The organism is Allobosea sp., from assembly GCF_030695125.1.
Taxonomy (GTDB): Bacteria; Pseudomonadota; Alphaproteobacteria; order Rhizobiales; family Beijerinckiaceae; genus Allobosea.
Map to the genome: position 1 here is coordinate 41,990 of NZ_JAUYTP010000073.1, position 25,824 is coordinate 67,813.

The following is a 25,824-nucleotide window of genomic DNA, read 5'->3' on the forward strand; positions in this document are numbered from 1 at the left end:
GCGGCAGCGCTCGAGGGCCCCCTGGATTGCTTCGCTGCGCTCGCAATGACGAGGAGGCTCCGTGGCCTCTGCCGCTCACCCCTTGGCAGCCTCCGCCTCTAGTTCCGCGAAGACGCTGGCGGCCTCCTTGAAGGCGTGGTTGGCGGCGGGCACGCCGGCATAGATCGCGACCTGCATCAGCACCTCCTTGATCTCGTCGCGGCTCAGACCGTTGTTGATCGCGCCGCGGACATGGATGCGGAACTCGCCCCAGGCGCCGAGCGAGGCGGCGACCGACAGCACGATGATCGAGCGCTCGCGACGCACCAGCCCCGGCCGGTTCCAGATGTCGTTCCAGGCGGTGCGGGTGATGAACTCCTGCCATTCGGCATTGAAGTCGGTCAGGCCGGAACTGGCCTTGTCGACGTAAGCGCCGCCGAGCACGGCGCGGCGGGTGGTCATGCCGTCGGCATAGCGGGTCTTGTCGTCAGCCATTATGTGCTCCTGCCAAAGGTCGATTCAAAGACGCCGTCATCTCGGACGCAGCGAAGCGGAGATCCGGGATCCATTCCGGAGCGCTTGACGGAGAAGTTCCGGAATGGATCCCTGGTCTCCCTGCGGTCGCCCGGGATGACGGCGCGCTTCAATGCGAAACCTCACATGCTGCGTCGTTCATTCGCTCAGAAAATCCTGCACGGCCGTCGTGAAGGCCTCGGGCTGCTCGAGATTGGAGAGATGCGCGGCGTCGAGCTCGACCGTGCGGGCGCCGGGAATGGCCTGCGCGATCAGGTGGCCGGCGGCCGGCGGCGTCGCCGGATCGACCGTACCGATGATCACCAGCACGGGATTGCTGACGCTGCGGATCGCCTCGCGCTGGTCCATGTCGCGGATCGCGGCGCAGCAGGTGGCGTAGCCGATCGCCGGCGTCGTGGTCAGCATCGTGCCGACCCGCGCCACGGTCGCCGGCTCGGCCTCGCGGAAGCGCGGGCTGAACCAGCGTGCGAGCACGCCCTGGACCAGGGCGTCCATGCCCTTGCTGCGCGCCATTGCGATCCGGTCGTCCCAGAGCGAGGGCGGGCCCATATGGGCGGCGGTGTTGGCGAGCACGAGGCGGCCCATCCGCTCGCGGGCATTCGTCGCAAGCCATTGGCCGACCATGCCGCCCTTGGAGACGCCGCACCAATGCGCCTGCGCGATGCCGAAATGATCGAGGATCGCGAGCGCATCCTTGCCGAGTGTATCGATCGAGAAGGCCCGGTCGGTCGCGACCGAGAGTCCGTGGCCGCGCGAATCGTAGCGCAGGACGCGAAAGCGCTTCGACCATTCGGGGATCTGCGGGTCCCACATCGACAGATTGGTGCCCAGCGAGTTCGACAGCATCAACACGGGCGCATCGGCCGGCCCGTCGAAGCGGATATTGAACGGCTCGCCCGCAATGGTTTCGATCGGCATCGGAATGGTGTCCCTGGTGGCGTGAGCGTGGTTATTGGACCGTGATGGTGCCGTCGTCGGCGACAGCGAGCTGACGGCCTGAGAGTTGCGCCTGTTCGGTTGCGGCCAGGCGCAAAGCCGGCGGCGTCGGCCAGCCCATTTCGCGCGCCACCACGAGTCCGAGCAGCAGGATGGCGTCGGGCGCGTCCATCAGGATCGCGGCCGGCGCCTTGCCGGCATGGACCAGCTCCAGCAGCACTGCCGAGGCCGAGGACGAGCCGATCGTGCCCGGCAGGGCCAGCACCGTGCCGGCGACGCTGAGCCCGCATTGGGGATGGCGCTGGTCGATGATCCTGCCCGAGCGCGGATCGACGCCGCCCCAGAAGCTGATCGGCGCGGTCAAAGCGAGGCAGGGGCCGGCGGTGGCCGGGCCCGGCAGCAGGATTTGCGTGGTCAGGCCCATGCCCGTTCCTCCCTGACGAGGCGGCCGGCCACCGCGCTCTCGACGCATTCCCCGAGCGAGCCATAGGTGACCGCATAGCCGGTGGTGCCCGGCGCGTAATGGGCGAACTTGCCGGAATTGGTCATCAGCACGGCGCCGGCGATCTCGGGCAGGATCGGCGTGACGACGACGCAGGTGTCGACGACGAAGACCACGCCGGCCTGCTCCAGCGCGGCGCGGCGGCCTTGCGCCTCCAGCGGCTTCAGCACATGGCGGCCGGTGTTGGCGTAGAGCGGTGCCGCCAGACGGCGGCCGGCGAGCCTGTGCTCGATCTCGTCGATCTCCGGCAGCGACAGATGCGGCGAACCGACCGCGACGGCGTCGATCCTGTCGGTGTTTCCGGCTGTCGAGAGCCCGGCCAGCGCCTGCTGCACGATGGCCGGCGTCAGGATCAGGGTTTCGCGCGGCGGCAGGCCGCCGAGCGCGGTCGCGGCGTCTGGTGCCTCGGGCGTGACACCCGCGACATGGAACAGGCCGACCCCGCCGGCCGAGGCGGAGGCCGCACCCAGCGCCTTGAGGCGGTCCTCCGTGGTGCAGCCCTGCAGGCCGTCGATGACGGCGATCGCGGTGCCGGCGGTGCGGCCGAGCAGGGTGCCGAGTACGGGGTAGAACACGTCCGAGGCGCGCAAGCTCCGGCTCAGGCCGGTGGCGTCGATCAGCAGCGTCGCGATGCGGTTCTCCGGGCGGTGCAGGCCGTAATCGGGCGCGACGCCAGCGATGGCGCAGGCGATGTCGAGAAAGTCGCCATAGCGGTTGGTGCGGGCGCCGAGCACCGAGTTGCAGAAGACCACCGCATTGGATTCGCCCCAGGCGACGTCCGTGCCTTGGGCCGGCCGGTGCCCGGCCTGATAGGGCGCGCAGGTCCAGGACGGCTCGCAGCCCATCGCCTCATAGGCGCGCATCATGCGGGCCGCCATGTCGCGCTCATGCGGCGGCAAGCGGATCGCGGCACAGCCGGCGGGCGCCAGCGCGCCGACATTCAGCGTCGCGCGGATGGCGACGCGGGCGCCGCCCTCGACCAGCCTTTCGGCGAAGAGCGTGCCGGAATCGCCATGATAGAGCGCCCCGTCGATATGGGCCGACGCCACGGGGATGAGCCGCGGCGCGCCCATCAGCCGGGCGGCCTCCGCGACGATACGCAGTGCCATGGCGGCGCCGTCCTGGCCTAAGGCGATGGCGCGTTGCTGCGGGGTCAGCTCAAGCATGGCCGGTCATATGCTCGCGTTCCTCTTCATAGGCGACGAGGATTCGGTCGATGATCGCATCGCTCGCGCCCCGGTAGGTGACGGGGTCGAAGAGCGCGTCGAGGTCTGCTGGGGAGAGCCGCGCGCTCACGGTCGCGTCCTCGGCCAGCAGGTCGCGCAGATGCCGGCCAGAGGCGACGCAGGCGCGGCTGGCCTCTTCAAGCAGGTGATGTGCGGCACCGCGCCCGAGGCTGTCGGCCAGCGCCAGCGAGACGCGCTCGGCCATGACGAGCCCGTTGGTGAGGTCGAGATTGCGGCGCATGGCCTCGGGGAAGACCTGCAGCCCCTCGATCAGCGCCACCGTCTGGCTCAGCGCGGCGCCGGCGGTGAGATGAAGGTCCCGCATCGTCGGCCATTCGGCGTGCCAGCCGCCGAGGCCACGCTCATGCTCCTGCGGCATGGCGGCGAGCATCATCGCGACGAGGCCCGGCGTGCGCTTGGCAGCCGAGAGGATCAGCGTGCAGAGGACCGGATTGCGCTTGTGCGGCATGGCCGAGGAGCCGCCCTTGCCGGGCGCTTCCGGCTCGGCCAACTCGGCGATCTCGGTCTGCGCCATCAGCGCGACATCCAGCGCGATCTTGCCGAGATGGCCGGTGAGGATGCCGAGTTGGGCTGCGATCCGCGCCTGTCGCGCACGTGCTGTGTGCGACGGCGTCATCACCGCCCCGATCGAGGGCATGATCCGCCCGAAGGCCTCTTGTACGGCCGGAGCCTGGTCACCGAGGGAGGCGAGCGTGCCGGCCGCGCCACCGAGCTGATGGGAGGATTGCCCATACAGCATGAAGTCGTCGTGCCACGCGACGACCGGATCGAGCCACTGCGCCGCCTTGAGTCCGAAGGGGATCGGCACGGCCTGCTGCAGGAAGGTGCGGCCGATCATCGGCGTGTGGCGGTGGGTTCTTGCAAGTCGGGCGAGGGCATGGGCGAGGCGGGCGGATCGGTCCAGCAGGAGGGTGTAGGCGGCGCGCTGTTGCTGCGCCGCGCCGGAATCGATCACGTCCTGACTGGTGGCCCCGTAATGCACCCATTTGGCGGCTTCGGTGTCCTGCGCCGCGACGCGGGCGGTCAGGGCCTTCACCAAGGGGATCGCCGGGTTGCCGGCGAGCGTCGCCGCGCGGCCGATCTCGGTGGGATCGTAGAGGGACGCGTCGCATTGCGCGGCGATGGCGCCGGCGGCCTGTTGCGGGATGATCCCCACCTCGGCTTCAGCCCGGGCCAGCGCCGCCTCGAAATCGAGCATGCCCTGCAGCGTCGCGCGATCGTCGAAGAGCGCCGCCATCTCGCGATCGACAAAGAGTTCGCCGAAGAGGCCCGAGGGGCTTCCGGTCATGGAGATGCGGGCGCCATGCGGCGGGCGGGTCCGGTCGTCACGCGTCATCCCCTTGTGTCGGTCGGCGCTTTTCGCTCATGGATAGGCGCGTCAGCCTTGGATAGACCCGAGGCCGGCCCGGCTGCAACAGCCGCCGGCAGAGTGCGGCACGATCTGGGGGAGAACGCCATGGCGATGACGATGAATGGCGAGGTGACGCTGCCCGCAACCAAGGATGTGGTCTGGGCGAAGCTCAATGATCCCGAGGTGCTGAAGGCCTGCATTCCCGGCTGCGAGCAGCTCAACAAGGATGACGACACGCATTTCTCGGCGGTGGTGAAGGTCAAGCTCGGGCCGGTGAAGGCGAGCTTCAAGGGCAAGGTCGAACTCGTCGATCTCGACCCGCCCAATGGCTACCGAATCCAGGGCGAGGGCGAGGGCGGCATCGCCGGCTTCGCCAAGGGCGGGGCGAAGGTCGCGCTGAGCGACGCCGAGGACGGCCAGACCGTGCTGCGCTACGATGTCGAGGCGCAGGTCGGCGGCAAGCTGATGCAGCTCGGCTCGCGGCTGATCGATTCGGTCTCGAAGAAGCTGGCCGACGAGTTCTTCGCCAATTTCGCCAAGGCGGTCAGCGAAGGCGAGGGCGCTCCCGCCGCCTGAGTGCGCCGGGACGCGTCGGTCAGGACGCCCGGCGCAGCGCCTCGAGCGCGGCGCCGACGGTGGCCTCCGCATCGCCGATCTGCTGGGCGATCTCGGCGGCGGCAGCGTTGGCCCGGTCGAGGGCGCGCGCGGTCATGTCGAGGCTGTGGTTGACGGCGTTGGCACGCTCGATCGCCTTGTCGGAGCTTTGCGCCACGGCGGCGGCATCCTGCGCGATGGCGGCCGTGACCGCGCTCTGTTGCGAAACGGATTCGGAGATCGCCTGCGAATCGAGCCGGATTTCACCAATGGTTCCCGCGATCGAGGCGGCATGGGTGCTGCAGGCCTCGGCGCTGGTGGTGAGTTTGGCGATCTGGCTGGCGATGTCGCTGGTGGCGCTCGCCGTCTGGGTCGCGAGCGACTTCACCTCGGAGGCGACCACGGCGAAGCCGCGCCCGGCTTCACCGGCGCGGGCGGCTTCGATGGTGGCGTTCAGCGCCAGCAGATTGGTCTGCGCCGCGATGTCGGCGATCAGGCCGACGACAGTGCCGATGCTGGCCGTGACGTCGCGCAGTTGCGACACGGCCTCGTTCATCTGGCTGGCATCGCTGACCGCGCGATTGGCGATGACGAGGCTGGTATGGGCGCGCTGGCCGATTTCGGCGATGTTGGCGGACATCTCCTCGGTCGCGGCGGCGGTCTGCACCGATTTTTCGCGCACCAGAATCGAGGCGCTGGCGACCTCGCCGAGGACGTCCTTGATGAAGCGGGTGGCCCGGCCGGTTTCCTGCGCCGTGGCGACGAATTGGTCGACGGCGCCGCTGATGCTGTCGTCGAGGCTGCTGATGCGGGATTTCAATGTGTCGGCCGTCGCGTCCAGCGCAACGGCGCGGTGCTGCGCCTCGGCGGCGCGGATCTCGTAGCCGATCGTCACGGCCGTGTTGGCGTCGAAGGCCAGGACCCGTTCGACCAGGAAGATCTCGCGGGCGAACCGGCGCGGATGCAAAAGCCGGGGCCGCCAAAGCCTCTGCCCGAGTTGCTGCATCAGAGACAGCGCGATCGAGATGCGGGGCCGCGGCCCGACGCCCGCCTGAAGCTCGAGGCGACAAAGGGCCTCGGCGGAGGTGACGTAGGCCTGGTCGAAGCGGCCCTCGAAGAGCAGACGGAAATGGCGCTTCTCCATTGCCCGCAACACGTCCCCGACCGATCCCATCGCCTCCGTCAGGGCGGGCTGGATCGTCAAGGCGCGGTCAAAATCCGCATCGACGATCGCGTCGATCAAGCCATCGACGGCCGCGGCGTAGCCTGCAAGCTGGGCCTTCTGGCGCTCGCCAAATCCAATCGAACGCAGGCGCCTGTCCATCTGGTCGAAGGTCGAGAGAGGCGGGGCGTCGTTCACCGATGGCGTTCCTGGACTGGGTCGGTAACCTAGCGTCGTCATCGTTAAAAAACGGGTAATGCCCGTCGCCTGCGACCAGATGGTGTGCGCTTGGGGAGAGCTTGCGGGGCTGCCCGACAAAAATGGGCCGATTCCATCGCGAAAACGCCGCTTGTCTTGTGCTCGCTCCTGCTTGACCGCGCAAAAACGCGGGTCCACATTCGGTTTAAAGCTGTTCCAGACAAAAGCTGGGCCTACCGGCGCGTTCCGGCTCTCAGCACAGCGACAGGCTTTTCACGAGCCGGGCGCAAGACCCGGGTCAAGGAGGACGACAATGGCCACCGTATCCATGACCGTGAACGGGAAACCGGTCACCGGGACGATCGATCCGCGCACGCTGCTGGTCCAGTTCCTGCGCGAGAACCTGCGGCTGACCGGCACCCATGTCGGCTGCGACACCAGCCAGTGCGGTGCCTGTGTCGTCCATATCGACGGCAAGGCCGCCAAGGCCTGCACGGTCCTGGCGGTTTCGCTGGAAGGCGCCGCCGTGACGACGATCGAAGGGCTCGCCAGCGACGGGGCCCTGCACCCGATGCAGGAGGCCTTCCGCGAGCATCACGGGCTGCAATGCGGCTTCTGCACGCCGGGCATGATCATGTCCGCCGTCGATATCGTGAACCGCCGCGGCCATGACCTCGACGAGAAGACGATCCGCGAGGATCTCGACGGCAATATCTGCCGCTGCACGGGCTATCACAACATCGTCAAGGCGGTGGCCGCCGGCGCCGAGGCGATGGGCGGACAGGCGATGGACCGGAAAGAGCCGCCGCGTCAGGCTGCCGAGTGAAACACCGCGCGTGACGTCGCCGCCCAGCGCTATCCCGCGCGGGCGGGCCTTGAGATCATGACGTGCCCGCCAGAGGCGCGCTGAGGAGGGAAACACCATGACGGCAACCGGAATCGGCGCCTCGGTGCGGCGCAAGGAAGACCACCGCTTCATCACCGGCCAGGGCCGCTATACCGACGACATCAACCGGCCCGGCCAAGCCCATGCGTATTTCCTACGCTCGCCGCACGCCCATGCCAGGATCAAGTCGATCGACGCCAAGGCGGCGGCCGGCATGCCGGGCGTGCTCGGCATCTTCACCGGGGACGATCTCGCCGCCGACAAGGTCGGCGGGCTGATCTGCGGCTGGATGATCCACAACAAGGACGGCTCGCCGATGCGCGCCGGCGCCCATCCCGCGCTCGCCCAGGGCAAGGTCCGCTATGTCGGCGACCATGTCTGCGTGATCGTCGCCGAGACGCTGGCCCAGGCGCGCGACGCCTCCGAGGCCATCATCGTCGATTACGAGGTGCTTCCGGCGGTGGTCGACACCGCCAGTGCGGCGGGCGCCAAGACGGTCGTCCATGCGGAAGCGCCCGACAACACCGTGTTCAACTGGCATCTCGGCAACAAGGACGAGACGGAGGCCGCGTTCCGCGCGGCCAAGCATGTCACCAAGCTCGACATCGTCAACAACCGCCTCGTGCCGAACCCGATGGAGCCGCGCGCGGCGGTCGGCGACTACGAGGCGGGCGAGGGCATCTTCACCCTCTACACGACGAGCCAGAACCCGCATGTGGCGCGGCTCGTGCTGTCGGCCTTCATCGGCATCGCGCCGGAGAACAAGCTCCGGGTGGTGGCGCCCGATGTCGGCGGCGGCTTCGGCTCGAAGATCTTCATCTATGCCGAGGAGACGGTCTGCGTCTGGGCGGCGAAGAAGGTCGGCCGGCCGGTGAAGTGGAACTCCGACCGCACGGAAGCCTTCCTGTCGGACGCGCATGGGCGCGACCACGTCACCCATGCCGAACTCGCCACCGACGCCGACGGGAAGATCACGGCGCTGCGGGTCAAGACCACGGCCAATCTCGGCGCCTATCTCTCGACCTTCTCCTCCTCGGTGCCGACCTATCTCTACGCGCCGCTGCTCTCGGGCTCCTACGATATCCCGGCGATCTACGCGGAGGTCGACGCGGTCTACACCAACACCGCACCCGTCGACGCCTATCGCGGCGCGGGGCGGCCGGAGGCGACCTTCGTCGTCGAGCGGCTGGTCGAGGTCGCGGCCCGCGAACTCGGCAAGGACCCGGCGAAGTTCCGGATGCAGAACTACATCAAGAAGTTCCCGCACCAGACGCCGGTCATCATGATGTACGACGCCGGCAATTACGGCGCGGCGTTGAAGAAGGCGCTCGAGATCATCGACTACAAGGGCATCGGCAAGCGCAAGCGGGAATCGGCCCGCAACGGCAAGCTGCGCGGCATCGGCTTCTCCTCCTATATCGAGGCCTGCGGCATCGCGCCCTCGGCGGCGGTCGGCTCGCTCGGCGCCGGCGTCGGCCTGTGGGAATCGGCGGAGGTGCGCGTCAACCCCGTCGGCACCGTCGAGGTTCTGACCGGCTCGCACAGCCACGGCCAGGGCCATGAGACGACCTTCGCCCAGCTCGTCTCCGACAAGCTCGGCATCCCCATCGAGAACGTCTCGATCATCCATGGCGACACCGACAAGGTGCAGATGGGCATGGGCACCTATGGCTCGCGCTCGGGTGCGGTCGGCATGTCCGCGATCTTCAAGGCGGTCGACAAGGTCATCGCCAAGGGCAAGAAGGTCGCGGCCTATGTGCTGGAGGCCGACGAGGCCGATATCGATTTCGCCGACGGGCATTTCAGCGTCAAGGGCACCGATCGGAAGCTCGATTTCGGCTCCTGCGCGCTGCAAGCCTATATCGCCCACAAGTTCAACGGGCAGGATCTCGAGCCCGGGCTGAAGGAGGGGGCGTTCTACGACCCGACCAATTTCACCTTCCCGGCGGGCGTCCATATCTGCGAGGTCGAGATCGACCCGCAAACCGGCGTCACGAAGATCGAGCGCTGGGCGGCGGTGGACGATTTCGGCAACGTCATCAACCCGATGATCGTCGAGGGCCAGGTCCATGGCGGCATCGCCCAGGGCGTCGGCCAGGCGCTGCTGGAAGGCGCGAAGTACAACAGCGACGGCCAGCTCGTGACGGCGAGCTTCATGGACTACTGCATGCCGCGCGCCGACGATCTGCCCTCCTTCGAGGTCGGCATGACGGTGACGGCCTGCCCGTCCAACCCGCTCGGCATCAAGGGCTGCGGCGAGGCCGGCGCGATTGCCGCCCCGCCGGCGGTCATCAACGCCATCACCGACGCGCTCGGCCATGAGGACATCGCCATGCCGGCGACGCCGCAGGCCGTCTGGCGCGCGGCGCAGAAGAGCATCACGCGAATGGCAGCCGAGTAATTGAAACGCGTCATGGCCGGGCTTGACCCAGCCATCTCTCGCCAGTGAGGCGCGGCAGCGCTTTCCTGGACGAGATGCTCGGGTCGAGCCCGAGCATGACGGCCCCGAACCGAGCGGAGAAATATCATGTACGCCTTCACCTATCACCGCCCCGGCTCGGCCCGCCAGGCCGCCGGCCTGCTCGCCAAGAAGGAGGACGCCAAGATCCTCGCCGGCGGGCACACGCTGCTGCCGACGATGAAGCAGCGTCTGGCCTCGCCCACCGCGCTGATCGATCTCGGCGCCTGCGGCGACCTCAAGGGCATCGTCCGCAAGGGCCGCACGGTCCATGTCGGCGCGATGTCGACCCATGCCGAGGTCGCGGATTCGGCGATCGTGCAGGAGGCGATCCCGGGGCTCGCCTATCTCGCCTCGCATATCGGCGACCCGCATGTACGCCATCGCGGCACGATCGGCGGCTCCGTCGCCAACAATGATCCCGCCGCCGACTACCCGGCCGCCTGCCTGGCGCTGGGCGCGACGATCGTGACCAACAAGCGCAAGATCGAGGCCGACGACTTCTTCACCGGCCTCTACGAGACGGCGCTGGAAGAGGGCGAGATCATCACCAAGGTGGTGTTCCCGGTCGTCTCCAAGGCGGGCTATGCCAAGTTCCGCAACCCGGCCTCGCGCTACGCACTGGTCGGCGTCTTCGTCGCCAAGCGCGGCAGCGAGATCCGCGTCGCGGTGACCGGCGCGGGCGAGGGCGGCGTCTTCCGCTGGCCGGAGGCGGAAGCGGCGCTCAAGGCCCGCTTCGCGCCGAAGTCGCTCGACGGCCTGCATGCGTCAGCCGATGGCATCAATGCCGACATGCATGCCGATGCCGATTATCGCGCCCATCTGATCGGGGTGATGACCAAGCAGGCTGTGGCGCAGGCGACGGGCAAGTAAGGGCGGATCAGTAGAAGAAGCGCTCCTCGACGATCAGCCCGTCGCGCACCGTGTAGAGACCGGCCTCGTCCATCTGGACGCGCTGGCCGGTCTCCTTGACCGTCACGTCGATGGAAAAGCGCATGACGAACTGGTCGCCGTTGCGATAGGGGCCGAAGGCCTCGGCCGAATGGACCTCGTGAGCGGAATACCACCAGTCGCTCTTGGCCTTGACGGCGGCGCGGCCCTCGACCCGCGCCATGGGGCCGTCCATGGCTTCCAGGCTGACGATGTCGGCGGCGTTGAAACGCTCGGCGGCGGCCTCATGCTCGCCGCGCTTGAGCAGGTCGGCAAAGGCGGTGATGGCTTCTGCGTTCGTCATTGATCGTCTCCTCGTCTGGTTTCGGGTATAGGCTCGGCCCAGAATGGATCGGCCGCCACGGCGCGGTGATGACAGAGATGCGCGCCAGGATTTGACATGAACGATCGCCGGACTGCTTCGCTCCCGACCTCCATCGACGCAACCCTCGCGCTGCTGCAGGGCGGCGGCTATGTCGCCGACCGGGCGCTCGCGACCGTGCTGTTCCTGGCGCTTCGGATGAAGCGGCCGCTGCTGCTCGAGGGCGAGGCCGGCACCGGCAAGACCGAGATCGCCAAGGTTCTCTCGGCCGCGCTCGGGCGCAAGCTGATCCGGCTGCAATGCTATGAGGGGCTCGACCTCGCCTCGGCCGTCTATGAATGGAACTATGCCGGGCAGATGATGGCGATCCGCCTCGCCGAAGCCGGCGGCGCGAGTGGCGATCGCGAGCGGCTCGAAGGCGACATCTTCTCGGAGCGCTACCTGATCAAGCGGCCGCTGCTGCAGGCGCTCGAGCCGCAGGAGGGCGGCGCGCCGATCCTGCTGATCGACGAGCTCGACCGGACCGACGAGGCGTTCGAGGCCTTCCTGCTCGAGATACTCGCGGATTCGCAGGTGACGATCCCCGAGCTTGGCACGGTGAAGGCCGCCGAGCCGCCGATCGTGATCCTGACCTCCAACCGCACGCGCGAGATCCACGACGCGCTGAAGCGGCGCTGCCTCTACCACTGGGTCGGCTATCCCGACGCGGCCCGCGAGCTCGCGATCCTCAAGGCGCGCGCCCCGCACGCCCCGGCCAAGCTGGCGAAGCAGGTCGTGAGTTTCGTGCAGGCGATCCGCAAGGAGGAGCTGTTCAAGGCGCCCGGCGTCGCCGAGACGCTGGACTGGGCGACCGCGCTGGTCGAACTCGACGCGGTGGCGCTCGATCCGGCCCTGGTGTCGGATACGCTGGGGGCCCTGCTCAAGTATCAGGACGACATCCAGGCGATGCAGGGCTCGAAGGTGAAGGAGCTGCTGGACCAGGCGAAGGCCGAGTCAGGTCGGTAGGTTGGCGTCAGCCGGCCTTCTTCGCGCGCTTGCGGGCCGGGTCGAGATAGGGATTGCGGACCGCATTGGCCCAGAATTTTTCGTCGAGCGGCGGGATGTCGGAATAGTCGATCTCGCTGTCGGGCTTTTTCAGAAGCGCCTCGATCTCGGCCTGCTGCTCGGGGGTGAGCTCCACCTTTTCGCCAAGACGGCGCTCATATGTAACCATTTTGCTCATAACGCCTCCTTTTCCTTGGGTTCGGCTCGCCGCGCCGAGATCATTCTGATGATCTCGAAGCCATCATGGCCTCGATCGACATAGGCCACAACGAGCAACAATGCGCCTTGGATCATGCCGATCGTTTGCCAGCGCTGCTCGCCTGCTTCGATCCGGTCTTGTTCGGTGATCGCCAGTGGGTCGTCGAATACGAGCGTTGCGAGCTGGAAGCTGATCCCATGCTTGCGTATGTTGCTCTCGGCCTTCGCGGGATCCCATTCGAAACGGACATCAGGCCCCAGCATGCGTCCGAATCTATTGTTCGACTTCCAGAGCGTCAATCTGCAGGAGGCAAGACCATGTACAACGATCTCAGGGCCATCGAATCCGTCACCTGGACCTATCTCAACGGTCTCTACGAGGGCGATGTCGCCAAGCTGGAGCATGCCTTCCATCCGACCTCGGCGCTGACCACGGCGCAGGAGGACGGCACGATCAAGATCGTGCCGCGCGACGAATGGCTGAAGGCGGTGCGCGAGCGGCCCTCGCCGAAGGCGGCCGGCATGGTGCGCGGCGACCATATCCTGACCATCGACCTCGTCGGGCCGACGCTGGCGCTGGTCAAGGTGAAATGCCAGATGCCGCCGCGCTATTTCACCGACCTGCTCTCCTTCCTGAAGGTCGATAGCAAGTGGCAGATCGTCCAGAAGGTGTTCATGACCGAGATGGGGCCGTGAGGGTCATTTCCGCCCTCATCCTGAGGAGCCGCGGCACGCGGCGTCTCGAAGGATGCTCCAGATGGTTCCGGAGCCTCCTGAACCATCCTTCGAGACGCGGGCATTCGCCCGCTCCTCAGGATGAGGGCTGGAGGGAGACACCGCGCCTCTCATGACCGGCAAGCTTCCCGAAAACGTCGCCTATTTCGCCCGTGCGCTGCGGATCGCGGGGTTGCGCGTCGGGCCCGGCGCCGTGGTCGAGGCGGTCGAGGCCCTGGCCGATGGGGCGCTGGGCGGGCGCGAGGATGTCTACTGGGCGCTGCACGCCATCTTCGTGAAGCGTCACGAGGACAGCGCCGTCTACGACCAGGCCTTCGCGCTGTTCTGGCGCCGGCGCAACCTGATCGAGAAGATCATGGCGCAGATGTCGCCGGTCTCGCCGGGGGCGGACAGCGCGCCGCAGAAGGAGGAGGCCGGGGCGCTGCGCGTCGCCGAGGCCTTCGCCCCGCCCAGGACCGCGGAAGACGCGCCGGTCGAGATCACCGAGCTGACGGCGCAGCTCACGGTGTCCGACCGCGAGACGCTGAAGTCGCGCGACTTCGCCCAGATGAGCGCGGCCGAGATCGCCCGCGCCAAGCAGCTCGTTTCGGCGCTGCGGTTGCCGGATGATCTCGTCGCGACCCGCCGCTTCGAGCCTGCGCCGCGGGGCGCGCGGATCGATCCGCGCCGGACCTTTCGGCGCTCGCTGCGGGGCGGGGGCGGCCTGATCGACCTCGCCTTCCGCGAGCTGGCGCAGGTGCATCCGCCGATCGTGGCCCTGGTCGACATCTCCGGCTCGATGGCGGAGTATTCGCGCATCTTCCTGCATTTTCTGCATGCGGTCACCGAGCAGCGCCGGCGCGTCCATTCCTTCGTCTTCGGCACGCGGCTGACCAACATCACGCGCAGCTTGCGCGCCCGCGACCCCGACGAGGCGCTGGCGCTGGCGGGGAAGGCCGCGCCCGACTGGGAGGGCGGCACGCGGATCTCGACCGCGCTGCACGCCTTCAACCGGGTCTGGTCGCGCCGCGTGCTCGGCGGCGGGGCGATCGTGCTGCTGTTTACCGACGGGCTGGAACGCCATCTCGACGGGGAGCTGCCCTTCGAGATGGACAGGCTGCACCGCTCCTGCCGGCAGCTGGTCTGGCTCAACCCGCTCCTGCGCTTCGAGCAGTTCGAGGCGCGTGCCAGCGGCATCCGGGCGATGCTGCCGCATGTCGATTCCTTCCGGCCGATCCACAATCTCGCGGCCATGGCCGATCTCTGCGCGGCGCTGTCGCCGGAGGCGGAGCGGGCGAGCGATCCGCGGTTGTGGCTGAAGAAGGCAGGGTAAGGGCTTTTCCGATTAAGCTGGACGCGCGATAGCCGCCACGAAAACCCCTCCCCCTTGTGGGGAGGGGCAGGGGTGGGGGTCTTGCCGCTTGGCGAGCGGGGGATGGAAAAGGCGACCCGGCAGTCGCGATAGGGCCCTGTGTCTCAGGGATCGCCCTGGCTTTTCGCCCCCCACCCCTTCCCCTCCCCACAAGGGGGAGGGGTATCGGTCGCGGTTGCCGGGTCCGATGATCGATGTTCGGCCTGACTGCGAATTGCTTTGGATTCCACCTCTGCACGCGCGAACCGCCCGTGCTTCAGGAAATGCCGGACCTGCGCGATCGCCTCGGGATTGTTCATGATCAGCGTATGGGTGCCGTGGATGACGATGTGGTCGGCCATGCCGGCGACGCGCGTGCGTTCGACCGAGACGCGCCCGTCATTGGCGCCGGGCAGCAGGAGCCACCCCACCGGATCGAGCGAGCGGTCGCCGGCGATGACGCCGAGCGGAAAATCGACCGTGCCGAGGACCTCGCAGAGCGAATCCGATCGTTTGGTCACCAGCTCCGCCCCGGCCGGGCCGAAAAACGCGCGATAGAGCGCGTTGCCGCCGAAGAGATCGGCGATCTCGCTGCCCTCGTTGGGCGGGGCCAGCATCACGACATGGCCGAGCCGCTCCGGGCGATGACGAGCGATGAAGGCGCGGGCGACGAGCCCGCCCATCGAATGGGTGACGAAATGGAGCCGGCCGGAGCAGTTTTCTGCAAAGGGCGAGATCTGTTCCCGCAAGGCCTCGACGATGTCGGCGATGCAGCGGCTGCGGGCCGGATAGTCGAGGTTGAGCGTGGCATAGCCGTCAGCGCGGAGCGCCTTTTCGAGGATCGCCAGCGACCTTGCGCTGCGCGCGATCCCGTGCAGGAAAACGATGCCGTCCATGTCGCTTGTCTGTCCCCCTGCCGGAGGGATAGCGGGATCGGGTTGCGTGGTCGAGACGGCGCGCGTGCCATGCGCTGCGCAGGCTCGCAAGCGGCTGCGGCCATGCTTAAGTTGACGCGCCTGCGGCGGCATCTGCCGCTAGGATGAGACGGGCGAGATGCGGCGTCCCGCGGCTGCGTCAGAACAGGGATCGAGGACCATGATCAGCACCGACACCGACATCCTCGCCACTGCCGAAGCCTGGGCGCGCGCCGGCCGCTCGGTCGCGCTCGCCACCGTGATCGAGACCTGGGGTTCGGCACCGCGCCCGGTCGGCTCGCATCTCGTCATCGACGGGGAGGGGAATTTCCAGGGCTCGGTCTCGGGCGGCTGCGTCGAGGGCGCGGTGGTCGAGGAGGCGGTCGAGGTGATCGGCGATGGCGCGGCCCGGACGCTCGAATTCGGCGTTGCCGACGAAACCGCCTGGAAGGTCGGCCTGTCCTGCGGCGGGCGGATCCGGGTGTATGTGGAAAAGGTGAACTGATGGCCTCCTGGGAGACGCTGCTGGCGTTCGCGACGCTGACGCTCGTCGTCGCCTATTTTCCGGGGCCGGCGCTGCTCTACACCGCCGCACAGACGATCGCGCATGGCCGCAAGGCCGGCTTCATGGCGATGCTGGGCATCCATCTCGGCTGCTACATCCATGTCTTCGCGGCGGCCTTCGGCCTGTCGGCCGTGTTCAAGCATGTGCCGGAGCTTTATCTCGCGGTGAAGCTGGCGGGCGCGGTCTACCTGGTTTGGCTCGGCATCGGCATGATCCGATCGCGGCTGGCGGCTGCGGATGCGCCCGCAGCCCCGCCCAAGACGGTCAAGCGCGCGCTGATCGATTCCTTCATCGTCGAGGTGCTCAACCCGAAGGTGGCGCTGTTCTTCATCGCGCTGTTGCCGCAGTTCGTCGATCCGGCGGGCTCGCTGCCGGTCTGGGCGCAGTTCCTGATCCTCGGCACCATCGTCAACTTCGCCTTCTCCTCGGCGGATTTCGTCACGGTGATCGGGGCATCGGCCGTGGTTCGGACGATGAAGAAGACGCAAGTTGGATTCGCCTTCGGGCGCTGGCTCGGCGGCTCGCTGATGATCGGGCTCGGCCTCAAACTCGCCACCGACAAGGGCTGACACGATGGATCTGGCCACCCTTTCGACGTTGAACGCGGAGCGTGCGGCGCGCCGCGCCACCATCCTGGTCACGGATGTCGCCAGTGGCGCGCAGCGGCTGGTCAAGGCCGCCGAGATCCCCGGGGACCCGCTGGCCGAGGCTCTCGACAGGCAGTTGCGCATGGCCAAGAGCGGCATGGTCGAGAGCGAAGGCCGACAGCTGTTCCTGACCGTGCAGGCGCCGCCGCCGCGCGTCATCGTCACCGGTGCGGTCCACATCTCGCAGGCGATGGCGCCGATGGCCAAGCTGCTGGATCTCGATCTCGTCATCATCGATCCACGCACGGCCTTTGCGACGCCGGAGCGTTTTCCCGAGGTGCGGCTCGTCACCGACTGGCCGGATGTGGCCCTGGCGGCGCTGGGCCTCGACGCCTACACCGCCTTCGTCGCGCTGACGCATGATCCCAAGATCGACGATCCCGGCCTGGAGGCGGCGCTGCGCTCGGAGTGCTTCTATATCGGCGCGCTCGGCAGCCGGAAGACGCATGGGCGCCGCATCGAGCGGCTCGAAGCGGCGGGCTTCGACGCGGCGGCGACGGCCCGAATCCATGCGCCGATCGGGCTCGACATCGGCGCGGTGTCGCCGGCCGAAATCGCGCTCGCGATCCTGGGCGAGATCGTCTCGACGCTGCGCGGCCCGCGCCGGGCGCCGGCATGAAGTTCGGCCCCGTTCCCGTCACTGATGCGGAAGGCTGCATCGCCGCGCATACGGTGCGCGCCGGCGGCCTCGTCGTAAAGAAAGGGGCGACACTGACGGCGGCGGATGTCGCCGGTCTCGCCGAGGCGGGGCTCGCCGAACTCGTCGCAGTGCGGCTCGAAGCGGGCGACATCGGCGAGAACGAGGCCGCGACGCGGCTGGCGACCGCACTGGCCGGGCGCGGCATCGTCACCGAGGCGGCCTTCACCGGCCGGGTCAACCTCTTTGCCGCGGCGGCGGGCGTGCTCACGATCGATGCGTCTGCGATCGACGGGCTCAACCGGATCGACGAGGCGATCACGGTGGCGACGCTGGCGCCGATGAAGGCGGTCGTCGCGGGCGAGATGGTCGGCACGGTCAAGATCATTCCCTATGGCCTGCCCGCAGTGCAGGTCGAGCAGGCGCTGGCCGCGCTGGAAGGGCAGAGGCCGCTGGCGGTCGCGCCCTACAAGCCGCTGCGTGTGGCCGTGATCTCGACGGTGCTGCTGGGGCTGAAGCCCTCCGTCGTCGACAAGACGTTGCGGGTGATGGCCGAGCGGCTCGGGCCGGCCAAGGCGCAGGTCGCAGCCGACCGGCGCGTGCCACATCAGGAGGCGCCGCTGGCGCAGGAAATCGCGGCGCAGGCGGAAGCCGCGGACCTCGTCGTCGTGTTCGGGGCTTCCGCGATCACCGACCGGCGCGACGTCATCCCGCAGGCGCTGCTGGCGGCCGGTGGGCGCATCGAGCATTTGGGCATGCCGGTCGACCCCGGCAATCTGCTGCTGATCGGCGAGATCGGCGGCAAGCCGGTGATCGGCGCGCCGGGCTGTGCGCGCTCGCCCAAGGAAAACGGCTTCGACTGGGTGCTTCAGCGTTGCCTCGCCGGCATTGCCGTGACGCGTGCCGATATCCAGGCGATGGGCGTCGGCGGGCTTTTGATGGAGATCGTCTCGCGGCCGCAGCCGCGCGCGCCCGCCCTTCTAGAGGCTGCGCCGGTCGCCGGACTGGTGCTGGCCGCGGGCCGTTCGACGCGGATGGGGCCCGACAACAAGCTGCTCCAGAGCGTGCGCGGCCAGCCGATGCTGCGCCATGCCGTCGAGGCTCAACTCGCCTCGGTCGCCCGCCCTGTAATCGTCGTGACCGGGCATCAGCAGGCGGAGGTCGCGGCCGCGCTCGCCGGGCTCGACGTCACGCTGGTCCACAATCCCGATTTCGCCAGCGGGCTCGCCGGATCGGTCAAGGCGGGGCTTGCCGCCTTGCCGGAGAGGGTGGCCGGTGTCGTGGTTTCGCTCGGGGACATGCCCAATGTCACGGCTGCCGTGATCGACCGGCTGGCGCAGGTCTTTGCGGAGAGCGGCGAGGCGCTGGCCGTCGTGCCGACGCTTCTGGGGCAGCGCGGCAACCCCGTGCTGCTGGCACGAGCGCTGTTTGCGGAGGTTGCGAAACTCGAGGGCGACCAGGGCGCTCGGCGTCTGCTCGACGCGGCAGGGGAGGCGCTCGTCGAGGTGCCGCTCGACGACCCCGCGATCGCGCTCGACATCGACACGCCCGAGGCGCTGGCGCAGCTGGAGCGCTAAATCTGCCAAGTGGTTTCGAGCGGCCGTCATCCTGGATGAGCCGCGAAGCGGCGCGTCCGGGATCCATCATAGGATGCCAACGCGCTTGATGATGGATCCCGGGACGACCTTCGGTCGCCCAGGATGACGTCCTGGCTTGTCGCGATTTCTATGGCGACCGGGCGCTATGATTCTATGAGGCCTCTCGCTTGCCGGCATGGGGCTCCCGCCGGCAGCGCTCCGAGCAGAACTTCACCTCGTCCCAGACGCGCGCCCATTTCTTGCGCCAGGTGAAGGGCCGGCCGCAGGCCTGACAGGGTTTCTGGGGCAGGTTGGCTTTCTCGATTCGCTTGGCCATGTCCCGTCACGCTCGTCCGCCGCGCTGGTCCAGAGCGACCCGCGCCGACGTATACGCTGGCGAGACCCAATTGGAGCGGCGACATGAGCGACACCATCCTGATCTATGGCGGCAGCGGCGGCATCGGGGCCGCGGTGGCACGCGCCGTCAAGACGCGCGGCCTGTCGGTGCATCTGGTGGGACGCGATGCGGTCCGGCTTGAAGCGCTCGCGCGCGAGATCGGCGCGGGCTTCACCGCCGGGGACGTGACCGAGGGCGACGTCTTCGCCGCCGCGACGCAGGCGGCTTCGCAAGGTGGCGCGCTGAAGGGGCTGGTCTATGCCGTCGGCACGATCAACCTGAAGCCGGTCGCGCGGCTGGCCGAGGCTGATTTCCTCAAGGATTTCAGCATCAACGCGCTGGGCGCTGTGAAGGCGATTCAAGCCGCCCTGCCGCATCTGAAGCAGGCTGAGGGCACGGCGGGCGTCGTGCTGTTCTCGACGGTGGCGGTCGCTCAGGGCTTTGCCGCCCATGCCTCGGTGGCGATGGCGAAGGGGGCGATCGAGGGGCTGACGCTGTCGCTCGCGGCGGAACTCGCGCCGCGCATCCGCGTCAACTGCATCGCGCCGTCGCTGACGCGGACACCGCTGGCGGCGGCACTCACGGGCAACGAGGCGATGGCGAAGGCGATCGCCGATCTGCACCCGCTGCAGCGGCTGGGCGAGCCCGAGGACATCGCACCGCTCGCGGCGCTGCTCGCCTCCGACGACGCCTCCTGGATCACCGGGCAGATCATCGGCGTCGATGGCGGCCGGTCGTCGCTGCGCACCAAAGGGTAGGGTGGGCGGGACTCAGCGCAGCCAGTGGACGCCGAGCGTCGCATAGGCTTCGGACGGGCGGTCGCTGCTGCGCTGCCAGCCGCCCGACAGCCGCCAGACGACACCAAACAGGCGCAGGCCCGTCAGATGCAGGCCGAGCCTGAGTTTGGTGTAGCGGCCGGCCCGGTAGGCCTCGACCTCCGGCCCGGCATAGAGATCCTGCGACAGCCAGCCGCGCGGCAACAGCCAGCCGGGCGCGGCGCGACCCCAGAGCCTTCGGTCGAGCGTCGAGGCATAGGCGCCGGCATGCAGCATCATGCCCGGCATCGGCGTCATCCAAAGGTCACCCTGGAGTCTGGCGCCATAGCGGTTGCGATAGAGGATGCCGTTGCGCCATTCGCGCTGTTCGCCCTCCTGGTCCGAGCCGGCATAGAGCGCGAGGAATGTATCGCCGATCCGCCATTCATAGCCGATGAGTGCCTGAGACTCGCTCTTATAGGCGACGCCGCGCGGGCGCTGCCGCTGCGCCTCCTCCTGGGCGCCTCCGATCTTGAGCAGCGCACGCAAGCCGCTACCGGCGAGGGCGCCGCTCAGCGCGGTCTTCATGCCGAGCGAGACGAAGGTCTTGGCCGGGCCGGCCTCGAGCGAGCCGAACAGGACGGTGGAGAGGGCCGCGCGCTCCTCGGCCTCGGCTTCGGTCTCGGCCTCCTGGGCGAAAGCGCTCCCGGCCGGCGCCGCCGTCAGGACGGCGGCCAGCATCGCGCCCCCCGCGATCGCGCACCCATACGCCACGCACGCACCCCCGACGCCCGGCCTGCCGGATGGGCGCTACCGCAATTGCAGCAGGCGCGCACGAGGCTGGCAAGCGTTTGTTAACCACGCGGGCGCAGCCTGAGGGCTGGATCTGGCTAAGCTTTCATCATGTGCCGACGAAAGGGAGAGGGCAGATGAGCACCACCGATTTCAGGCGACAACTGGCGGGATACGGGCTGACGACGGCGACGATCCTCTATCGGATGCCCGACCACCGCAGCGTGCTGCAGAGCTATATCTGGCAGAACTACGATCTCGCGCCGCGCTTCCCGGAACTGCTTCAGTTCCTCGATTTCTGGAAACGGGAACTCGATGGTCCGCTGCATTCCGTCACGGTGGCGCATTCGCGCCTGATCCGGCCGGCCGAGATCGTCGCCGTCAACGGGGTGCTGACCCTGCATTGAACGGCGGCGCAGGGCGGCCTGTCGTCGGCGCTGCTTGTTGCAACGGCGCGGCGCGTGCTAGGCCGCTGATCCTGTCACGGCCTGGCCCGATCCCTTGTCATCACCCTTGCGCACCTCCGGTCTCCTCATGGCGCTGGCCGCCTTGCCCGGAGAGCGCATCGCCGTGGGCTCGATCGTCGCGGCGTTGAAGGACAGGGCCTATGCGCTGCTCGTCGTCCTGCTCGGGCTGCCGAACTGCCTGCCGATGCCGCCGCCGATCCCGCTGGTCTGCGGGCTGGTGCTGGCCTTTGTCGCTGCGCAGATGCTGACCGGGCGGGCCATCCCCTGGCTGCCGTCGGCCTTGTTGTCGCGCAGCCTCAGCAAGCCGGTCCTGACGCGGGCCATCGACCGGGCGGTGCCGGTTCTCCTGCGGCTGGAGCGCTTTTCGCAACCGCGCCTGACCGTCCTTGGCAGCGTCTACGCCATCCCGGTTCTCGGCCTGCTGATCCTGGTGCTGGCGCTGGGCCTGGTCGTCGCGGCGCCGTTCATCGGGCAGATCCCGCTCGGGCTGGCCGTCTGCCTGGTCGGGCTGGGCCTTGTGGAGCGGGACGGGCTTCTGATCATCGCGGGAACGGTCTTCGGCGCGATCGGCCTCGTCCTCAGCGCCGGGTTCGCCTACGCGATCTTCAGCGGCATCCACGGCCTGTTCTTCTGAGGGGCAGGCCGTTCGGCGGGCCCGAAGGGATCAGGCGGCGGCGAGGATCCCGGCGAAGGGCTTGTCCTGCGTGAGCAGCCGGTCGATCTCGTCAGCCGGCACGCCCTTCGAGAACAGGAAGCCCTGCAGTTCGTGGCAGCCGATCGCCTGCATGAAGCGATGCTGCTCGGCCGTCTCGACACCTTCCGCGCAGACGCGCAGGCCGAGCGCCCGGCCGAGATGGGCGATGGAGTGAACCAGAATGGCGGATTCGCCGGTGGTCTCCATGTATTCCAGGAAGGAGCGGTCGATCTTGATCTTGTCGAAGGCGAAGCGGCGCAGATAGATCAGGCTCGAATAGCCCGTGCCGAAATCGTCGAGCGCCAGCCCGACGCCATGGGCCCGCAGATCCATCATCGCGGCTTCCGCGGCGTCGGCATCGTCGACGACGACGCCTTCCGTCAGCTCGAGTTCGAGGCGTGTCGGGTCGAAACCGGTCTCGTCGATGATGCGGATGACGTTGGCGACGAAGTCCTTGTGCCGGAACTGGATCGGCGAGACGTTGACGGCGAGGCGGATGCCCTCCCAGCGCTTGGCCTCCTTGCAGGCCTGCCGCAGCACCCATTCGCTGAGCGGCACGATCAGGCCGCGCTCCTCGGCGATGCCGATGAACTCGGCGGGCGGCACCATGCCGTGTTCGGGATGGTTCCAGCGCACCAGCGCCTCGACGCCGACGATGGTCGCGCCGTCGACCGAGACCTGGGGCTGGTAGTGCAGCAGCAACTCGTCGTTTTCGATGGCGCGGCGCAGATCCTCCTCGACCATGCGCTTCAGCGCCAGCGTGCGGTTCATCTGCGCTTCGAAGAAGGAGTAGCGGTTGCGGCCGCCATGCTTGGATTGATAGAGCGCGGTGTCGGCGAGCCTCAGCAGGGTCTCGCGATCCGTGGCGTCGTCGGGCGCCAGCGCGATGCCGATCGAGCAGCCGATGGTGGTGGCGACCCCCATGATGACGAAGGGCTCGGTCAAGCTCGCCAGGATGCGCTCGCCCAGCGCGGCGCAGCCGGCCGGGAAGTTGCCATAGGTCTGGATGATGCCGAACTCGTCGCCGCCGATGCGCGCGACGGTGTCGCCGCTGCGCACCAGCCGCGACAGCCTTTGCGCCACTTGCCGGATCAGTTCGTCGCCGGCCGTATGGCCATAGGTGTCGTTGACCGCCTTGAAGCGGTCGAGATCGATCAACAGCACGGCGAGTCCCGCACCCGTCCGGCCGAGATGGGCGAGTTCCTGATCGAGCCTGAGATCGAAGGTGCGCCGGTTGGGCAGAAGCGACAGTTCGTCCTGGCCGGCGAGCCGCTGGATCTGCCCCTCGCGAACGGCGATCTGGTCGGCGGCGCCGCGCAGACGATGGACGACGAAGGCGAAGATCGCGGCGAACAGCAGGCCGACGCCGGCGAGCGCCCAGGCGAACTGGCGCAGCATGGCATCGCCGGGGCGGTCGGGCGCCCAGCTCAGCCAGGCCCGGACGGTGCCGTCCGCCGAGGGGATGGCGCGGCTGGACAGCGGGTCGCTGGGCGCGGTGCGAACGATGCGGATATCGGCGATGCGGTAGCGCTGCGCCAGTTCCGAGAGGATCGAATCGGTCACGCGCCGGTAGCCGACGACCTTGATAGGGCCCAACAATTGCGAAAGAAGAGAGCCGCGGCGCGGTGCGATGTCGATCGTCATCACGCTGACGGTCTCGAATCCGTCATGGGTCAGCGACCACGCCGCCGTGCCCGGGCCGCCCCGCAGATCGGGCAGCCGGACCATCGGCGCACCGCCGGCATTCCGCGCCCCGGGAAGGGTCGGGCTGAAGTGCTTCAGCGCGTCATAACCGGCCTGCCCGGCGGGGCTGTTGCCCTCGATGCCGGCAAACACGACGCCCGATGACGACACGATGTAGGCGCCGTCGAATTCGAGAAAGCGGCCGCCGAGCTGGGCCAACGCCGTTTGAAGTGTCAGCAGCGGGTCCGGCCCCGCCAGAGAATTCTGCAATTCGCCGGCTGCGGCGAGGCTCTGGAAACGCAGTTCGCGCAGGCGCACCTGGCTTTCGATGGCCGCCTCGATGCGGTCGCGCTGGCGTTCCGCCTCGAGGCGGTTGGCGTCCCCTGCGATCGCCAGAACGACGGCCACGGCCGCTGCCATCACCATCACGAAGGCGCAGCCCAGCGTCGCGACCGTACTCTTCAGCATCCGCGCGGAGGCATCCGCATTGGTCAGTTTCGCGACGGCGGGCGACGACATCAGATGTCCCGGGGAGACCACAATGACGCCGACCATCGCAGGGGAGTCTTGATATCCCGTTGACGAATCGAAGCGCCATGGACCTTTCTCACCCGGATTTTGGCTCGTAAGGCGGTCTCGGGATCGCGGTGTGGGCGGCCCTCAGGGCTGCCGACCAGCGTTCGCGCAGGTCGTGGAAATAGGGCTCGCCGGCCTCGATGCGGCGGGTCAGCTCCGGCTCGTCGGCGTCGCGCCGCATGACGATCAGATCGATCGGCAAGCCGACGCCGAGATTGGAGCGCATCGTCGAATCCATCGAGATGAGTCCGACCTTGAGAGCGTCGTAGAGATGCGTCTTGTAGGTGATCGCGCGATCGAGGATCGGTTTGCCGTATTTGTGCTCGCCGATCTGCAGGAAGGGCGCGTCCATCCCGCATTCGATGAAATTGCCGGCGCCGTAGATCATGAAGAGCCGCATCGGCTCGCCCTTGATCTGGCCGCCGAACAGCATCGAGACGTCGAACTTGACGCCGGCATCCTTCAAGGCGGGGCCATCCTCAGCCCGGACATGGCGAATGGCGCGCCCGACCAACTGGGCCGCGCGAAACATCGAGGTGGCGTTGTGGAGCGAGTCGTTGGCGCCCGTCTCGGGGTTGGGCAGGCCTTCATGCAACAGGCTGACGACGGACTGCGTCACCGAGAGGTTGCCTGCCGTCATCAGCCCGAAGGTGCGGTCGCCCGGCCAGGAGAAGACATGCAGCTTGCGGAAGGTCGAGATGTCGTCGAGCCCCGCATTGGTGCGGGTATCGGCGATCATGACGAGCCCGTCCTGCACAAGGATTCCGGCGCAATAGGTCAAGGGGGCGATCCTGGTCTGGCGAAAGCGGGCCGGGCTTTCGTCGCATATCGATCGCGGACCCGCCAGCCATTCTGAGGCGGCTTGGACCAGAGCGTTTGGGAGCGCCTACTGGTTCGCGGCGCGTCCGCCGGCGTCGCGGGCGCTGACGCGCACCGCGAGGGCTTCGCCGTCGCCGCCTTTGCGCGCGCCGCGGATCGGAGCCGCATCGGCAAAATCGAGCCCGGCGGCGACGCGCACATGGGTGTCGATCGGGCACAGGCCGTTGGCGGCGTCGAAGCCGATCCAGCCGTAACCGTCGAGATGAATCTCGGCCCAGGCATGGGCGCCGTTGGCATGGGTCAAGGCGTCGGACTGCGCGACATAGCCCGAGACATAGCGGGCCGGCCTTTCGAGATGGCGGGCGCAGGCCATGAAGATGTGGGCGATGTCTTGCGGAATGCCTTCGCCGGCGGCGAAGGCTGCCGCCGCGCCGAGCCCGGTGCGCTGCCCGGTCTCGATGCAGGCGATCTTCTCATGCAGCGCGTCCATCAGCGCATGCATCTTCGCCAGCGGCGTTTCGGCCGATTGCGTCGCCTCCTCGGCGAAGCCCGCCAGCGCCGCGTCGGGCATCGTCAGCAGCGTGTCACGGCGGAAGACCTCGACCGGGACGCGCTCGGTGATGCCGCGCACGATGCCGGCGAGATCGGTGGTTTCGATTAGCCCCTCGACCTGGATCGCCATTTCGGCGATCGGACCGTCGGCCGAGAAGGTGTGGACGATGTTGCCGAAGGGATCCTGCGTCGCGCGCAGCCGGCCGTCGATGGTCGGCTCGATGCGCCAGGACATCACATGCTGGCCATCATGGTCGCGCGGGGTCAGCCGCAGGATCTGCGTGATATGCCGCGCCGGCTCGGCATAAACGTAGCTGATCGCGTGAGAAATCCTGATCCGCAT

General features: G+C 68.1%; 29 protein-coding genes. 14 read left to right on the plus strand and 15 right to left on the minus strand.

Features of this window, described 5'->3' with window-relative positions; genetic code table 11:
- Window positions 1-75 precede the first annotated feature (75 nt).
- The 5 genes from pcaC to pcaB form a co-directional block, all read right to left on the minus strand.
- Window positions 76-474 (minus strand): 4-carboxymuconolactone decarboxylase, encoded by a 399-nt coding sequence (gene pcaC, locus Q8S38_RS21430; protein WP_305682372.1) that lies wholly within the window; start codon window positions 472-474, stop codon window positions 76-78.
- Window positions 475-651: 177 nt separating this feature from the next.
- Window positions 652-1,431: a 3-oxoadipate enol-lactonase gene (gene pcaD, locus Q8S38_RS21435; RefSeq protein ID WP_305682373.1), complete on the minus strand. Its 780-nt coding sequence runs from the start codon at window positions 1,429-1,431 to the stop codon at window positions 652-654.
- A gap of 31 nt (window positions 1,432-1,462) precedes the next feature.
- On the minus strand, window positions 1,463-1,873 hold the full coding sequence (locus Q8S38_RS21440; RefSeq protein ID WP_305682374.1) for an aconitase X swivel domain-containing protein: 411 nt from the start codon (window positions 1,871-1,873) through the stop codon (window positions 1,463-1,465).
- A complete protein-coding gene (locus Q8S38_RS21445; RefSeq protein WP_305682375.1) occupies window positions 1,864-3,117 on the minus strand; it encodes an aconitase X catalytic domain-containing protein in 1,254 nt (417 codons plus the stop codon). Before Q8S38_RS21445 ends, Q8S38_RS21440 begins: the two co-directional genes overlap by 10 nt.
- Entirely contained in the window at window positions 3,110-4,534 is a 1,425-nt protein-coding gene (gene pcaB, locus Q8S38_RS21450) for a 3-carboxy-cis,cis-muconate cycloisomerase (RefSeq protein ID WP_305682376.1), read from the minus strand. The genes Q8S38_RS21445 and pcaB overlap by 8 nt, the downstream gene beginning before the upstream one ends.
- A gap of 120 nt (window positions 4,535-4,654) precedes the next feature.
- Here pcaB and Q8S38_RS21455 point away from each other — a divergent pair, with 120 nt between their 5' ends.
- Complete coding sequence (locus Q8S38_RS21455) at window positions 4,655-5,125, plus strand: CoxG family protein (RefSeq protein ID WP_305682377.1); 471 nt, start codon at window positions 4,655-4,657, stop codon at window positions 5,123-5,125.
- A 19-nt stretch (window positions 5,126-5,144) separates the two neighbouring features.
- Here the strand turns inward: Q8S38_RS21455 and Q8S38_RS21460 are convergent, their stop codons facing one another.
- Window positions 5,145-6,503 carry a methyl-accepting chemotaxis protein gene (locus Q8S38_RS21460; RefSeq protein WP_305682378.1) on the minus strand — a complete coding sequence of 453 codons (1,359 nt, stop codon included), beginning with the start codon at window positions 6,501-6,503 and terminating at the stop codon, window positions 5,145-5,147.
- 313 nt (window positions 6,504-6,816) lie between these two features.
- Between Q8S38_RS21460 and Q8S38_RS21465 the strand changes: the two genes are divergently transcribed.
- The 3 genes from Q8S38_RS21465 (at window position 6,817) to Q8S38_RS21475 (ending at window position 10,720) form a co-directional block, all read left to right on the plus strand.
- Window positions 6,817-7,329, plus strand: coding sequence for a (2Fe-2S)-binding protein (locus tag Q8S38_RS21465; protein WP_305682379.1), 513 nt, complete (start codon window positions 6,817-6,819; stop codon window positions 7,327-7,329).
- A 97-nt stretch (window positions 7,330-7,426) separates the two neighbouring features.
- Window positions 7,427-9,790, plus strand: coding sequence for a xanthine dehydrogenase family protein molybdopterin-binding subunit (locus tag Q8S38_RS21470; RefSeq protein WP_305682380.1), 2,364 nt, complete (start codon window positions 7,427-7,429; stop codon window positions 9,788-9,790).
- A 126-nt stretch (window positions 9,791-9,916) separates the two neighbouring features.
- A complete protein-coding gene (locus Q8S38_RS21475; protein ID WP_305682381.1) occupies window positions 9,917-10,720 on the plus strand; it encodes an FAD binding domain-containing protein in 804 nt (267 codons plus the stop codon).
- 7 nt (window positions 10,721-10,727) lie between these two features.
- Here the strand turns inward: Q8S38_RS21475 and Q8S38_RS21480 are convergent, their stop codons facing one another.
- Window positions 10,728-11,081 carry a nuclear transport factor 2 family protein gene (locus tag Q8S38_RS21480; protein ID WP_305682382.1) on the minus strand — a complete coding sequence of 118 codons (354 nt, stop codon included), beginning with the start codon at window positions 11,079-11,081 and terminating at the stop codon, window positions 10,728-10,730.
- Window positions 11,082-11,177: 96 nt separating this feature from the next.
- Between Q8S38_RS21480 and Q8S38_RS21485 the strand changes: the two genes are divergently transcribed.
- The gene (locus tag Q8S38_RS21485) at window positions 11,178-12,104 is read left to right on the plus strand and encodes an AAA family ATPase (protein ID WP_305682383.1); all 927 of its coding nucleotides are present in this window, start codon (window positions 11,178-11,180) and stop codon (window positions 12,102-12,104) included.
- 7 nt (window positions 12,105-12,111) lie between these two features.
- On the opposite strand, the gene Q8S38_RS21490 is transcribed toward Q8S38_RS21485, so the two are convergent.
- Both Q8S38_RS21490 and Q8S38_RS21495 read right to left on the minus strand, forming a co-directional pair.
- A complete protein-coding gene (locus tag Q8S38_RS21490) occupies window positions 12,112-12,321 on the minus strand; it encodes a hypothetical protein (protein ID WP_305682384.1) in 210 nt (69 codons plus the stop codon).
- Entirely contained in the window at window positions 12,318-12,605 is a 288-nt protein-coding gene (locus tag Q8S38_RS21495) for a BrnT family toxin (protein WP_305682385.1), read from the minus strand. Before Q8S38_RS21495 ends, Q8S38_RS21490 begins: the two co-directional genes overlap by 4 nt.
- 54 nt (window positions 12,606-12,659) lie before the next feature.
- Here Q8S38_RS21495 and Q8S38_RS21500 point away from each other — a divergent pair, with 54 nt between their 5' ends.
- Both Q8S38_RS21500 and Q8S38_RS21505 read left to right on the plus strand, forming a co-directional pair.
- The gene (locus tag Q8S38_RS21500; RefSeq protein WP_305682386.1) at window positions 12,660-13,037 is read left to right on the plus strand and encodes a nuclear transport factor 2 family protein; all 378 of its coding nucleotides are present in this window, start codon (window positions 12,660-12,662) and stop codon (window positions 13,035-13,037) included.
- 151 nt (window positions 13,038-13,188) lie between these two features.
- On the plus strand, window positions 13,189-14,388 hold the full coding sequence (locus Q8S38_RS21505; RefSeq protein ID WP_305682387.1) for a vWA domain-containing protein: 1,200 nt from the start codon (window positions 13,189-13,191) through the stop codon (window positions 14,386-14,388).
- 143 nt (window positions 14,389-14,531) lie between these two features.
- On the opposite strand, the gene Q8S38_RS21510 is transcribed toward Q8S38_RS21505, so the two are convergent.
- Window positions 14,532-15,302 carry an esterase/lipase family protein gene (locus Q8S38_RS21510; protein WP_371125940.1) on the minus strand — a complete coding sequence of 257 codons (771 nt, stop codon included), beginning with the start codon at window positions 15,300-15,302 and terminating at the stop codon, window positions 14,532-14,534.
- 199 nt (window positions 15,303-15,501) lie between these two features.
- Between Q8S38_RS21510 and Q8S38_RS21515 the strand changes: the two genes are divergently transcribed.
- From Q8S38_RS21515 to Q8S38_RS21530, 4 genes are read left to right on the plus strand one after another with little or no spacing between them, the layout of a single operon-like run.
- Window positions 15,502-15,825: an XdhC family protein gene (locus Q8S38_RS21515; protein ID WP_305682388.1), complete on the plus strand. Its 324-nt coding sequence runs from the start codon at window positions 15,502-15,504 to the stop codon at window positions 15,823-15,825.
- Complete coding sequence (locus tag Q8S38_RS21520) at window positions 15,825-16,454, plus strand: LysE family translocator (protein ID WP_305682389.1); 630 nt, start codon at window positions 15,825-15,827, stop codon at window positions 16,452-16,454. Before Q8S38_RS21515 ends, Q8S38_RS21520 begins: the two co-directional genes overlap by 1 nt.
- Before the next feature lie 4 nt (window positions 16,455-16,458).
- A complete protein-coding gene (locus tag Q8S38_RS21525; RefSeq protein ID WP_305682390.1) occupies window positions 16,459-17,151 on the plus strand; it encodes an XdhC family protein in 693 nt (230 codons plus the stop codon).
- Window positions 17,148-18,746: a molybdopterin-binding/glycosyltransferase family 2 protein gene (locus Q8S38_RS21530; protein WP_305682391.1), complete on the plus strand. Its 1,599-nt coding sequence runs from the start codon at window positions 17,148-17,150 to the stop codon at window positions 18,744-18,746. The genes Q8S38_RS21525 and Q8S38_RS21530 overlap by 4 nt, the downstream gene beginning before the upstream one ends.
- A gap of 172 nt (window positions 18,747-18,918) precedes the next feature.
- Here Q8S38_RS21530 and Q8S38_RS21535 read toward each other — a convergent pair whose 3' ends face one another.
- Window positions 18,919-19,083 (minus strand): DUF2256 domain-containing protein, encoded by a 165-nt coding sequence (locus Q8S38_RS21535; RefSeq protein WP_305682392.1) that lies wholly within the window; start codon window positions 19,081-19,083, stop codon window positions 18,919-18,921.
- A gap of 83 nt (window positions 19,084-19,166) precedes the next feature.
- Between Q8S38_RS21535 and Q8S38_RS21540 the strand changes: the two genes are divergently transcribed.
- On the plus strand, window positions 19,167-19,901 hold the full coding sequence (locus Q8S38_RS21540; protein WP_305682393.1) for an SDR family NAD(P)-dependent oxidoreductase: 735 nt from the start codon (window positions 19,167-19,169) through the stop codon (window positions 19,899-19,901).
- A gap of 12 nt (window positions 19,902-19,913) precedes the next feature.
- On the opposite strand, the gene bcsS is transcribed toward Q8S38_RS21540, so the two are convergent.
- Window positions 19,914-20,639 (minus strand): cellulose biosynthesis protein BcsS, encoded by a 726-nt coding sequence (bcsS, locus tag Q8S38_RS21545; protein WP_305682394.1) that lies wholly within the window; start codon window positions 20,637-20,639, stop codon window positions 19,914-19,916.
- Window positions 20,640-20,827: 188 nt separating this feature from the next.
- On the opposite strand from bcsS, the gene Q8S38_RS21550 reads away from it, so the two are divergent.
- A complete protein-coding gene (locus tag Q8S38_RS21550) occupies window positions 20,828-21,097 on the plus strand; it encodes an usg protein (RefSeq protein ID WP_305682395.1) in 270 nt (89 codons plus the stop codon).
- Window positions 21,098-21,191: 94 nt separating this feature from the next.
- Complete coding sequence (locus Q8S38_RS21555) at window positions 21,192-21,791, plus strand: exopolysaccharide biosynthesis protein (RefSeq protein ID WP_305682396.1); 600 nt, start codon at window positions 21,192-21,194, stop codon at window positions 21,789-21,791.
- Between the two features lie 30 nt (window positions 21,792-21,821).
- On the opposite strand, the gene Q8S38_RS21560 is transcribed toward Q8S38_RS21555, so the two are convergent.
- The 3 genes from Q8S38_RS21560 to Q8S38_RS21570 all read right to left on the minus strand — a co-directional run bounded on the left by Q8S38_RS21560 (window position 21,822) and on the right by Q8S38_RS21570 (window position 25,824).
- On the minus strand, window positions 21,822-24,053 hold the full coding sequence (locus Q8S38_RS21560) for a putative bifunctional diguanylate cyclase/phosphodiesterase (protein WP_305682397.1): 2,232 nt from the start codon (window positions 24,051-24,053) through the stop codon (window positions 21,822-21,824).
- An 88-nt stretch (window positions 24,054-24,141) separates the two neighbouring features.
- Complete coding sequence (locus tag Q8S38_RS21565; RefSeq protein ID WP_305682398.1) at window positions 24,142-24,891, minus strand: proteasome-type protease; 750 nt, start codon at window positions 24,889-24,891, stop codon at window positions 24,142-24,144.
- Window positions 24,892-24,996: 105 nt separating this feature from the next.
- A complete protein-coding gene (locus Q8S38_RS21570) occupies window positions 24,997-25,824 on the minus strand; it encodes a transglutaminase family protein (protein WP_305682399.1) in 828 nt (275 codons plus the stop codon).